This is a genomic window from Cetobacterium sp. ZOR0034, from assembly GCF_000799075.1.
Lineage (GTDB): Bacteria > Fusobacteriota > Fusobacteriia > Fusobacteriales > Fusobacteriaceae > Cetobacterium_A.
Genome location: NZ_JTLI01000063.1, coordinates 1 through 12,049 on the forward strand (window position 1 = coordinate 1; position 12,049 = coordinate 12,049).

The 12,049-nt window shown below is 24.5% G+C and carries 12 protein-coding genes; all 12 read right to left on the reverse strand.

All coding sequences use genetic code 11. The annotated features are described in order from the left end of the window. Nucleotides 1-321 precede the first annotated feature (321 nt). Nucleotides 322-3,138 carry an SIR2 family protein gene (locus L992_RS10825; protein WP_047396238.1) on the reverse strand — a complete coding sequence of 939 codons (2,817 nt, stop codon included), beginning with the start codon at nt 3,136-3,138 and terminating at the stop codon, nt 322-324. Between the two features lie 296 nt (nt 3,139-3,434). Next, nucleotides 3,435-6,227: a DNA methyltransferase gene (locus L992_RS10830; RefSeq protein ID WP_197053423.1), complete on the reverse strand. Its 2,793-nt coding sequence runs from the start codon at nt 6,225-6,227 to the stop codon at nt 3,435-3,437. A gap of 314 nt (nt 6,228-6,541) precedes the next feature. Continuing rightward, nucleotides 6,542-6,934 carry a hypothetical protein gene (locus tag L992_RS10835; protein WP_047396259.1) on the reverse strand — a complete coding sequence of 131 codons (393 nt, stop codon included), beginning with the start codon at nt 6,932-6,934 and terminating at the stop codon, nt 6,542-6,544. A gap of 128 nt (nt 6,935-7,062) precedes the next feature. Further along, nucleotides 7,063-7,260 (reverse strand): hypothetical protein, encoded by a 198-nt coding sequence (locus L992_RS10840; protein ID WP_047396241.1) that lies wholly within the window; start codon nt 7,258-7,260, stop codon nt 7,063-7,065. 67 nt (nt 7,261-7,327) lie between these two features. Beyond that, nucleotides 7,328-7,642: a hypothetical protein gene (locus L992_RS10845; RefSeq protein WP_047396243.1), complete on the reverse strand. Its 315-nt coding sequence runs from the start codon at nt 7,640-7,642 to the stop codon at nt 7,328-7,330. Further along, nucleotides 7,635-8,756, reverse strand: a complete 1,122-nt coding sequence (locus L992_RS10850; RefSeq protein ID WP_047396246.1) for a relaxase/mobilization nuclease domain-containing protein — start codon at nt 8,754-8,756, stop codon at nt 7,635-7,637. Before L992_RS10850 ends, L992_RS10845 begins: the two co-directional genes overlap by 8 nt. Further along, a complete protein-coding gene (locus L992_RS10855) occupies nt 8,735-9,037 on the reverse strand; it encodes a hypothetical protein (RefSeq protein ID WP_047396249.1) in 303 nt (100 codons plus the stop codon). Before L992_RS10855 ends, L992_RS10850 begins: the two co-directional genes overlap by 22 nt. 257 nt (nt 9,038-9,294) lie before the next feature. After that, a complete protein-coding gene (locus L992_RS13195; RefSeq protein ID WP_052193981.1) occupies nt 9,295-10,287 on the reverse strand; it encodes a helix-turn-helix domain-containing protein in 993 nt (330 codons plus the stop codon). A 252-nt stretch (nt 10,288-10,539) separates the two neighbouring features. Continuing rightward, a complete protein-coding gene (locus L992_RS10865) occupies nt 10,540-10,788 on the reverse strand; it encodes a hypothetical protein (RefSeq protein WP_047380920.1) in 249 nt (82 codons plus the stop codon). 109 nt (nt 10,789-10,897) lie between these two features. After that, complete coding sequence (locus tag L992_RS10870; RefSeq protein WP_047396252.1) at nt 10,898-11,176, reverse strand: hypothetical protein; 279 nt, start codon at nt 11,174-11,176, stop codon at nt 10,898-10,900. A gap of 30 nt (nt 11,177-11,206) precedes the next feature. After that, nucleotides 11,207-11,338 (reverse strand): hypothetical protein, encoded by a 132-nt coding sequence (locus L992_RS13850; protein ID WP_255360719.1) that lies wholly within the window; start codon nt 11,336-11,338, stop codon nt 11,207-11,209. A gap of 16 nt (nt 11,339-11,354) precedes the next feature. Beyond that, on the reverse strand, nt 11,355-11,939 hold the full coding sequence (locus L992_RS10875; RefSeq protein WP_047396254.1) for a macro domain-containing protein: 585 nt from the start codon (nt 11,937-11,939) through the stop codon (nt 11,355-11,357). Between the last annotated feature and the right edge of the window lie 110 nt (nt 11,940-12,049).

The window sequence follows — 12,049 nt, forward strand, 5'->3', positions numbered from 1 at the left end:
ATCAGGATTAGGATAGGAAGAAAATTCCCTGTAGCTTTGCTTTTCAAAAACAGGGAATTTGGCCTTGCAAAAAACAGTGAGGGATAAATTTCTCTTTATTCTCATTTTTTTCAATCTTTCACAATTAAAACTATTTTCTATCAAATTAAGTATATACATACACCGCACTCCTTTTTTAAAATTTATCTATGTTTTTTTACTATTATACCTTGTTTTTTGCAAAAAATCAATTTTTTTGTAAAAAATAAAAAAAAAGACACTATATTACATAATGTCTTTTCAATTAAATTTTTTATTTTTATAATATTTCCTTCTTAAAAATTATTCTACATTTTCTTTAAAAACCTCTTTTAAATATGCTTTTAGAATATGATTATTTGCATTAGCTTTTAAATATTCATAAATCAACTTCATGAACGCTTTATTTTCCTTTCCTCTTTGAATTATTTTTTGTATTCCATATTCTGTAAATGAATTTAAATCACTTATTGTAAATTTACTATAATCAAAATGTTTGGTATCTAAAAAATATTCCCATTCATTTTCTGATTTACTCTCTTTTAAGTAGTATCTAAAGTTTTCATTATTATAATTTTTTAATTTTAATTTTAACTCTGGCGAAACTTTATTATTTTCTAGTAAAGAATAAAATTCATAGAGTATAGATGCGTATTTCGAATTTTCTATACATTTTTTACAAAAAATATTATCTAAATGAGTGATAACATGATTTTCTAAGTTTAAATCATAATCTATATAACTAAACCTTAACAATTCTATATATAATTGTAAATCAAAATCTTTTTTCAGTTCATTCATTATTTTGTAAATTTCTTTTTCTTTAACATTTGATTCAAATAATCTTAAAAAATAAATTTCAACTGACCTATCATTTATAGAAAAGTATTCTTTTAATTTTTCTGTTATTTCCATTTTTTTAGAAATAATAGTTGAATAATAATAAGTCATCATTCCTATTACTTTATTATTTGTTTTAGTTTTACTTTCTATTATTTTATTAATCATATTATTCAAACACTCTTCAGATAAATACTCATTATTTTGATCTAAAATTCCTAAAAAACAATCCTGTAAATCACGATACCTAAATTCATCCATATAAAATATTTCAAACTTATTGCTATTTATTAAAATGCTTAGCACTTTCTCAAAATCTTCTTCTTTTAAGTTATGCTTATAAATTAAAAATAGTATATTTCCTAATCGTTCCATAAACTTATTGAAATGAACTTGTTTTTCATCTAATATACCTATCAAATTTTTCAAAGCATTTAGAAGCTTATTTAAAGTTATATTTTCACAATTTAAATACATTATATTGTATTCAGCAAATAATTTTTTTAAAACACTATTTGAAAGTTCAATCATAAAAAAATAATCATAATAATTAAAATTGTCTAAACTTAAAATTTTCCATCTCTTTTTGTCTATTTTTTGTGAATCATTTTTATAAGCAATCAAAAGGATTTCAATATATTTTTTTGTCATATCTTTTATTTCAGAAAAATTAGTAGAAATTCCATTCATAAAAATAAATTTATAAATATCTCTTATCAAAAGTTGGCTTTCTGTTATTAAAGATGCTTCTCTGTAAAAATAAGTATTCTTATCTTCTCTAACTTTCTCTATATATTTATTCAGTTGTTTAGAATTCTTTTCTAAGGTTTCCCAATTAATTATTTCTTCATAAAGAGTTGTTTTTCTTTTAAAATATTTATTATATATCTTTTTTAAATTAATCTCTTCTTCCGAAGAAAAATGAGTTCTTAAATCTAACCTTTGTATTATATTCAAAAGAAAATATGTCCATAAAATTTTTTCTTTATTATTATACAATTGATATTCTTTTAGTTTTTTTGTTAATATTTCTCTTGCCAAATTATACTCTTCAAAAAATATACATCCACTAACAACTAAATTTTCAGCACTTATTTTTTCATTTTCTGATACAGCTTTTTTAAATTTTTCTTTATCAAATTCTAATATATATTCTAAAATTTCATTTAATTTTTCTTGTTTCTCTAAAATTATATCTAAATTTTTATTATTATCTAGTATCAAACTAACTGATTCATTTTTTACTAATTTTACATCTGATTTTACTAAAACATCTAAATATTTTTTTATTTCCGATAAATCTAGCTCATTTCTAAAATTCTCCTCAATGCTCTTTTCATCTAATATCCTATCATTTCCAAAAGAAAAATTAATATCAATATTTTTTATTAATTCTTTAAAATTAATCTCTGTTAAATAATCTAATTTAGAATAAATCAAATAATTTTCTTCTATTAATTTTTCCTCTTTCTGTTTTGCTAAATCTTCTAAAAAATCAGTTAATAATTTCCCTTTATTATTTAATAATTCTTCTTCATTCATTCCTGAATATTCTTTTTTCTTTAAATCAGGTAAAATAATTTTATTTATTATCTCTTCATCTTCATTTTCTTTTTTACCAAATCCTTCATAATCAACTAAATAAACTTTCCTAAAATCTTCCTTTAATATTTTTTTTATCCAAGAAATTATATATTGAACATTTGGATCACTTAAAGAATAACCAATAAATAGAATTGTATTAGTTGTAAATAATCCTTTTATAAAAGTAGAAACTAAAGGGAATTTTTCTTCATAATTTTTAAAGTCCGATTTTTTCAAAATAATATTTTTATTATCTAAATCTCCATGCATCTTTATAATCATTTTTGAGCTAGAAGTATGTGCCAAGTCTTCATCTTTTTTTACAATATCATAATCATAATTTTCGTTTAATGCATCTTCAATTAAAGTATCAAAATTTGTAGTTATTACATAATTAACCTCTAATTTTTCTAATGCTTTATGAATCGGATTCGGTTGAAACTCTTTTTTAAAGATATCTTCTAAAATTCTATAGTATGGAACTTTTCCAAATTTTTTATAATATTCTTCTGGAATATCTAAAAGCTCATCATAATCAAGTTTTTCTTTAACTGAGCCCAATTCTTTTGAAAAGTTTTTTATCAAATCATTCCAAGTCGGAAGTTTACTATCTATTGAGGCTCCAGCTCCAACAAAAATAATTAGCTTATTACTTATTAATTCTTTTGCTAAAAAATCTATATATAATTTATTCACTGAAAACTCCTTCATATATATAATTTATGTTTTAAAATAAGTTCTGTTATTTTAATATTTCAAAACTCAATTTTAGGTAATTGTTTAATTAATTCATTTATTTTTAAAGAAAAAGTAATTATACTAAATAATAAAATTTAAAATTTACTTAGGGTTATTGTGTTCTTCATACTATAAGTTTGAATCATTTATAGTTTCACTATCTTTATTTGGATTAACTACTTAAAACTATTAATCTTAATTTTATTAAAAAAATATTTTGATGTTGAACGACAAAAATATGGATGCGAGAGCTTTTATTTTTCTAATTCTTCTATTTTCTCTTTATACATTTCCATTAATTTGCCTACACACATTGATTCTGTAAAACCACTTTTTACAGGAAACCCATACGCTTCCATAACAGCTTTGTCATTTTGTTGATGTGCTTTACGCAGCTCTGGTGGCATTGTTAATTCATCATAAAGATCTGCAAGAGAACTCTCTGGATAAAGATTTCTTGCATCTAAAATACCCTGAGCTGTTAGCTCTATTTTTTCTTTTTGTTTATCTGTTGGATTGCACCAAATAAAATTATTATAAACAACTGAACCAGAATATTGATAATCACTCTTCATTCTGCCACATACTATTCTCATCCAAGCCATATGTACATTAGATATCATAACTCCAAATTCATATAATCCCACATTGGGAATTATTAATGCACTACCATTTACAATTATTTCAGGGGTAACAAAATCTAATGGGATATATTTTCTGTTTTCAGATGATACCTTAGGAAACACTAACATTTGTGTATTTGGTTGACGAATTTCACCAAATAAATATGGAGTATCCGCAAGAGCTTTAGTTTGAGGTCTGTTACTGTTCTCTCTAAATATTTTTGTTTTCATAATACGTTCACTTATAAGTTTAGACTCCCTTAGTAATTTTGGGTTTGCATCTTTTAACCACAGACACCATCTCTTTTTATTATTTATTAATTCATTTCCACCCATATATTTTTTTATAAATATTTCATTTTTAGGATTTTCTTTTAATAATTCTTCTACTTCTTCTTTAGATAATATTAAATTTCCGTCATCAATTGGCATATTTCCATATATCATACTTGGTTTATTCTGAATATGATAATTTCTGTTTTCAATTATTACTATCTCTGCATCTAACAGATATGGATTAATATTTTCTACTTTTTTAACTTGAGAATCATTTGCAAATAAAAATTTTTCTTTTTTATTTATACAACTAAACCCAATAATCACACAGTGAACTGCTGCTTTATTTTTAATTTCACTTTCCCATTTAAATGGTTGATATGCAAAATTTATAATTACACCTAATTTTAATAATTCTTTCCATAATATGGGTACTTGTTCTCCCTGAACAATACTATTAGTCGAAACAAAAGCTCCAGCAATTTGAGTTTTTTGCATATATTCAACAGCTTTTTTATACCAACCAACGACATAGTCTAAATTTCCAATCCCTTTTATTTTTTTTTCAAATAAAACTATTAGCTCAGCTTTTTGTTCTTTAGTTTGCTCTTTTTTCCCAATAAATGGTGGATTTCCCATGATATAACTTAATTTTCCTTTAGGAATTACTTCTTCCCAATCTATTTGAAGAGCATTCCCCTCTACTATATGTGGATATGATTTCAAAGGAAGAAAATCTAAATTTATAGCCATTATTTCTTCTGTTTTTTTCATCATTTGTGATTCAGCTATCCATAAAGCTGTTTTAGCAACAGTTACAGCAAAATCATTAATTTCAATTCCATGAAATTGATTTATTTTTACTTTAATAATACTTCCAGTATCTAAAAACATTTGCTTTCCAGAAATAGCTTTTAAAACTTCATTCTCTAATTTTCTAATTTCAATATATGTTTGAGTTAAAAAATTTCCTGAACCACAAGCAGGATCTAAAAAATTTAAAGAGCTCAATTTTTCTTGAAATTCTGTAAGCTTTTTTATCCTTGTTTTTTCTACAGGAATCAATTTTATATTTGAAAATTCTTCTTTTAATTCATTTAAAAATAAAGGATCAATAACCTTATGAATATTTTGGATTGAAGTATAATGCATTCCACCAGAACGTCTAGTTTCAGGGTTAAGAGTACTTTCAAACACTGCTCCAAATATTGTAGGGCTTATTTCACTCCAATCAAAATCTTCACTTGCATTTTTTAAAATTAAACTTCTTAATCTATCTGTAAAATTAGGTATTTCAATTTGCTCATCTGCAAATAAACCTCCATTAACATATGGAAATGACAGCAACATTTCATCCAAATAAGGATCCCTTTCCTCTTCTTTAGTATTAAGAATTTTAAATAGTTCTTTAATAGCCCCTCTAATATCTTTTGCTTCATACTGTTTTAAATAATCATGAAATTTTCCATGAGCACCAAATATTCCTGCGTCCTCAGCGTATAAACAAAAAACTAGTCTAACACATAGCATATTTAAGCTTTTCAGTGCTCTTTCACTTGTTTTATCCTTATATTGATTTAATAACTCTTCATAAAATTCTCCTACTATCTCTCCTGCTTTTAATGAAATTTCCATCTCCTTTTTTATATGTTCACTTTCACTATTTATTAAGAATTGAAGTCTATAATATTCCTTTGGTAAATCTTTCAAAAAAATTACTTCCGGCTCGCCTCTTGGTTTTTCCATGTCATAAATATGAAATTCTTCAAAATTAGATATTACTATCCAACGAGGACGTTCTGAATATGGCATTTCACTTGAATATCTTTTTGCTTGCTGAAATGGACTCAATTTTGTTCCATCTGATTGCTTTATTGGTTGTCGTAAATTTTTCCCTAAGCTTTTTTGTTCAATTAATACATGAGTATCAGAAATATAACCATCTATGAAACTAGTATTATCTAATTTAACTTTGCTTTCAAATGTGATATATTGCTCTGGGTATTTTACTCCCAATACATCTCTTAATAGACTTAACCAGAACGGTTGACATTCTCCTTTTTCATATCCTTTACTTTTCCAAGTCTCTGCAAATAATTTAGCAGCTTCTTTTTGTTCTTTGTGAGTTAATCTAATTAAATTATCCACTTTATTTACTCCTCTTAATTTATTATTTAATTTTAGAATTATTTTTCTTTATTAAGATTCTAAAATTTTAATATTTACACATTTTATGATTATTTTTCCTATATTAGGTTTTAATTATATCATTTTTAGCCGTCTCTTTTCAATTTTTTAGATTTTTCTTTTAAATCTATTTAAACCTTAATTTTAAAGCTTTTTTATTCTCCCTTTACAAAAGATACCAAAAATTATTTTGAATACCCTTAAAATCAATTTTAGAGCTTTGAATTTCTTAAAAATAAAAAGAGTGTCACAAGACACTCCATAATTTTGATTCATTATATTATTTTCACCATTTGCAATAGTTTTTCTTCGTTTTCCGTTTTATTAGGAAGTATATAAAATTGATTTTCTTCATAAAACTTTATTAATTTAGAATTATTTTTTAATTCCACTAAAATAATACGCCCTCCAACAACCTCAGAAGCCTCCTCTATATAACTACAAGCATAATCTATAAGTTCTTTTCCAGAAATTTTATCTTTATTACAATCATTTTTTGCTATCTGTCCTATCAAAAATGTAGAGATTTCTGAAACACTGTTATATAAACCATCTATTTTTTTTCTTTGATTATTAGATAGTTCTTCTGGTAAGTGAAGAACTTTTGTTGATAATGCAAAATAACCTAAAATATCTATTTCTCCATTATCTAATTTTTTTTCATCCATTATAAAATAAGTTCTAGCTTTGTTTTTATGCTGAAATAGTTGAGCTTTTTTCTTTAAAAAAAATTCAATATCCTTATCATTTAAACACACAAATTTATCTATAATTTCTTCTACTAATTCTTTCGGAACTATTTCTTCAATTTCTTGTAGTGAGACGCAAACTTTTCTAATGATGCTCTCCCCCTTTTACGGTTTATAGCTATAAATTCTTCTGTTTTATGTCTATCTTTTTTTATATCAGTATCAGAAGTAATAGCATCTATAATCATATCAGTTGCTTCTTTCCCTGTTACTATTATCTTTCTAGTAAATGATGATGTCGCCATACTCATCAACTCCTTCCTATTTGATAATATATTATATCATATATTTCTTCTTAATTTAATTCTATTTTCATTTTTTATTTTTAATATTTGGATTATTTTGATATCTATATAAAACATTATTTTCTTTATCCCACCAATATTTTTCATCTTCTCTTATAATATCTCTAACTATTTCGATATTTTCTTTAGTTTCTTTATAATAAAATTTATATGTTCCTAATAAAAACAAGCTAATAATTATCACATTGAAAACAAATGATTTTATAAAATATTTTTTTATTGAATCTACAAATTCCACTTTTACAATATTTGAATCTTTTATAAACTCAACTAAATTTGCTTCTCCTTTAGTTTTAATGTTATCTAATTCTTTTTTAGTCACCAATACCGAAGCCACGAGTTTTTGATTTTCTTCCTCTAACTCTTTCTTGCTCTTTAATATATTCTCTTTGTTTTCTTTCTTTAGCTCTTCTATCAGCAATGGAAGTGATTTGGATGTCTTCAGTATCTCTTCTTGGGCTTCCATTATTAATAAACTCAATTTCTCTATAGATTTCTTTTGAACTTGTATCAGAGTTTCCTTTTCTATATCTTCCTTTTTCAAATTCTCTAATAAATTCTGAAGTGTCTTTATATTTAATTTTAATTCCAGTATCTGTTGCTCTTTCTCCTCTTGAAATATTGGTTCTATTTTCTCTTGATCTTGTTCTAGAAAATTCATTCTCTAGCCCCTCCTTTGATAGTGCAATATGATTAAAGTTTTTATGTAATGTTTCTAACCTAAATTTATCTTTTGTTCCATTTAATATATCTTTTCCAACTGTAAATACAACATGTTTTTTCTCATTGCTCCACTCTACACTGTAATTTTGTTTTTTCATTAAATCTATAAATTGAGTTCTATCATTACTCTGACTTGCAACTTTTAAAATTGTATTCACTAATTTTAGACTATCACTTTCTTTTTCTTTTAAAACTCCTTTTTTTACCGCCATATAACTACTTCGATTCCAAATAACAACCTTTCCTTTTTCTTTAGATTTTTCAGGAATTTTAAGTCCATTCTCTTTACAGATATTATTATTTAATTCTTTCAATCTTCTTAAATCAGAATTTTTCTCATGATATTTTCCCCCTGTTTCTAAACTTACAGAATTTAAAATTATATGATTATGAATATGATTTCTATCTGTATGTGTTGCTATAAAAACTTCATATTTTGGAAAAGCTTTTTTACAAAACTCTATACCTATTTTTAAAGCTTGTTCTTTATCCACTTCTCCCTCTTTAAAACTTTGAACAATATGTTTATATTGTCTTCCCTCTAACTTATTATAAAATTCTTTTGTTTCTTGAAACTCTTTATTTGCTAATTTATAATCTTCTGAGCAATTTATTCCATAAGTAAACTCTGCTTTTTTAGCAACATAATCTAGCACTGCTTTAACTCCAGTTTTTGACTTACTAGCTTTAGCTACTGATTTAATGATTGCCATAATTTATCTAAATCCTTTTCTATTTTTTTAAACTCTTCTAAAGAACTATTGTTTAACTTTTTAGATATTTGATTTAAGCTATTTGCAATACTTCTTTTTATTAGCAATAGCTCCTTTAAATTTAAATTAAACTCTTTTATATCTGTGTATATCCCTTTTCTTATAAGCTCCCTTATTGTTTCAGTTTTATTTTTTTCTAAATTATCACTTTGACATTTTAATTTTCTATAATCTTCTTCATTTAATCTAACAGTTAATTTATACTTTTTTTCAGTTTTCATATTTTATAAATCATCTCCATTTTTTATTTTATTTATAATTTAAAGTTACGTTTACATAGTGAGTTTAAATTATAAATCAAGAGGGTTCAAAGGGAGATTTCTCCCTTGCAAGTTAGTATTTTAGACAGACGAAGACGGCTAAAATGCGTAACTTGCCACTATTAAAAAAACATATTAAAATTGAGATATTCTATTCAAAAATTTTAAAATATCTAATCATAAAGCTTATAATTTTTTTAATAGTGCTTCTTTTTTCTTTAACAATTTTTCAATAAATATAAATGTTGCTTAAATTCAAATATTGTCATTCTCGATAATTTATTTTTATTCACTTTTAAAGTTTCTAATGGAATACTTTTAATAATGTTTTTTATATCGCTATATAACTCTTTATTACCTAATATCCCCGAAAAATAGTTTAACCATTTGATTTTATCTTCTGATAATTCAATTTCTCTAATTTCGCTCTTTAAAGCTGTTTTATTTGATTCAAAATTCCATTCTCCTAAAAGCCCATTATAAAAAATTGCATCAAAACTTTTACCTTTTCCTTTTGCTAAAAATTCTTCAGTTAGTTTATAAATTTCTTTTGCTTTTTCCTCTGTTAAATTTAGAATATTTTTTCTAATATTTTTTTTAGTTATATTATTTATTTTAGAAAAATTTTCTAAATCTAAAAATTCATATCTACTACTAATTTTTTCTTCATTATTTCCTTTCTTAGTAGTAGTATTCTTTTTAATATTGTTCTTTATAAGTAGTTCTTTTTTGGGTGTACCACAGACACTACCCTGGTGTACCTGAGATACTACCCCTAGTCTATCTGTGACACCACCCTGGTATTTCTCTGACACTACCTCTTTATCTTTTTTCGTCTCTTCAAAGTTATCTTCAACAATATATTTTTTCAAATTATTAACAGTATATACATTTGTATCATTAACTTTTTTATCGTTGATCTTTTTAGTTCTTACAACTTTATTTATTAACTTTTTTTCTTCTAAAGATTTTATACATCTAATAACTGTACTTTTAGAACAATAACATAATTTTGCTAATGTGCTGTAAGATGGAAAGGCTACACCTCCATTATTACAATATCTTGATAGCACGACAAAAAGATGACTCTCATATATATTTGAAAATACATCTGGATTATCTATAACCGCATTTTCAACTTTAAAATAAAAGTCAACTCTTTCATCTTTAATTCCTAATATTTGTTTTTGTTCTTCTGTTAAATTTATCATTTCTCCTCCTCAATAAAATTTTTATTGAAGAAATTGCTTTTTTCCGTACCATATGCCGTACTATTTATGATTTTCTCTTGAAAAAATTAATATATTTTTGAAATAAAACCCCTTAAAAATAAAGGGTTTGAAAAGGATGAAAAGAATTACTTGATTGAGTGGGAATAATAATTTAAAATACAAAACACCTTGATTACCAATGGTTTTCAAGGTGTTTTTTTTATGACTGCACCCGAAATGCACCCATTTGATTTATTTTCTATTATTTAGAAGATATTCCTTAATTACTTTTACATCATCTGAAACTAAAACAATCCTATTTTCTAAATTAATATAATTATATTTTGTTTGTTGTTTCATGTTTGAGACTTCGCTATCATATATTTTTTGATCTACTTTTTTATCTATCTGACTCATAATAAATTTATGATAAAATCCTAAAACGCTAGCTAATGATGTTACTATTGTTAATCCTAATTTTATGTATTCTATATTCCCCATTAAATTTTAAACAACTCCTTTATTGAATTTGCTTTTCTAAATACTTTTAACTCTATCATTTTAATTTTATAATTAAATGGATCTATTTTCATGTTTCCCCACTTCCAGCTTATTTTTGCTCTAAACCCAAATCAATCTCAGTTTTATCTATAATCTTTTTAACAGTATTATTATCAATCAAATTTTTATCTCCTCTATAATCGGCTTCGTAAATCCCTTTAGCTAAATATGATATCTTATCAGAAATAAGTTTTCTTAAATCTTTTGGTATTCTTTTTCTTGTTTTGAATCCTATATTATATAAAGTATCATTAGGTATGAAATATCCAACAAGTAAAGTTCCTAATGGAATTAATATTCCCTGGTTAGTTATTAAAAATTCTTTCATCTATAGCCTCCTTTAATCTTTTGAAAATTTTTATTCATAAATGCAGTATCTACATCTATTTTTATAAGAACAATCTATACATTCGTTTTCTATTTCTTGTTTAAATCTAATGTAATATCCTGCTAAAAAACTCATAAATAACCCTATTATATAAACAATCATTTTTCATCCTGCCTTTTTAGTATTGTAAGTCTACAATATCTTTTTTTTCTTTGTATAAAAGTTGATGTTCAATAGAAGATGTCCACCAGTTTACAGGATATTTAGATTCTATAAAATCAATATATCCTTGCTCCATTTGTCTAATGATAATATCAATCGGAACTCTTCCTACTCCTTCACCAAAAAGAGGAACATTTATTTCTTTAATATTATTTTTTATACACTCTGCCATAATTCCTTTAAAAGATAAATATACGTTTATATTTTCTGGACCAAGTATTGATGGAACTCTCATAGTAGGGACATAAATCAAAGTGTTACCATCTGCTAATTTAAGCATCAAATTTTCTCCAATGAGAAGCTCTTTTAATGGTCTGTTTTTTATTTGAAATTGTATTTGACTTTGTAGGCTCCATCCATATTTTTTAATAAACTCTAAATCAAGTCCACCGTCCATAAAACCAAAACTGTTTCCTGCTGTGACTAAGACACCTTTTTGTTCAAGTAAATTTCCATGAACAACCTTAAAATTTTGATTTTTTATACTTGTTTTAGCTATTTCATATTTATTTTTATCTAAAATTATTATATTCACTTTCATTATATTCTCCTTATTTTCAATAAAAATCATTAGTAATTTAAAAATTTCTGTCCAATTGTAATTGGAGCACTGTTAATTTTGGACTCTACAGCTAACCCTGCAACCCTATA

Bases quoted from the DNA above. Each gene is read 5' to 3' on its own strand.
- L992_RS10835 (WP_047396259.1), bottom strand. From the start codon at position 6,934: ATGGATGAAAAAAAATTAGATAATGGAGAAATAGATATTTTAGGTTAT.
- L992_RS10840 (WP_047396241.1), bottom strand. From the start codon at position 7,260: ATGGCGACATCATCATTTACTAGAAAGATAATAGTAACAGGGAAAGAA.
- L992_RS10850 (WP_047396246.1), bottom strand. From the start codon at position 8,756: ATGGCAATCATTAAATCAGTAGCTAAAGCTAGTAAGTCAAAAACTGGA.
- L992_RS10855 (WP_047396249.1), bottom strand. From the start codon at position 9,037: ATGAAAACTGAAAAAAAGTATAAATTAACTGTTAGATTAAATGAAGAA.
- L992_RS13195 (WP_052193981.1), bottom strand. From the start codon at position 10,287: ATGATAAATTTAACAGAAGAACAAAAACAAATATTAGGAATTAAAGAT.
- L992_RS10865 (WP_047380920.1), bottom strand. From the start codon at position 10,788: ATGGGGAATATAGAATACATAAAATTAGGATTAACAATAGTAACATCA.
- L992_RS10870 (WP_047396252.1), bottom strand. From the start codon at position 11,176: ATGAAAGAATTTTTAATAACTAACCAGGGAATATTAATTCCATTAGGA.
- L992_RS13850 (WP_255360719.1), bottom strand. From the start codon at position 11,338: ATGATTGTTTATATAATAGGGTTATTTATGAGTTTTTTAGCAGGATAT.
- L992_RS10875 (WP_047396254.1), bottom strand. From the start codon at position 11,939: ATGAAAGTGAATATAATAATTTTAGATAAAAATAAATATGAAATAGCT.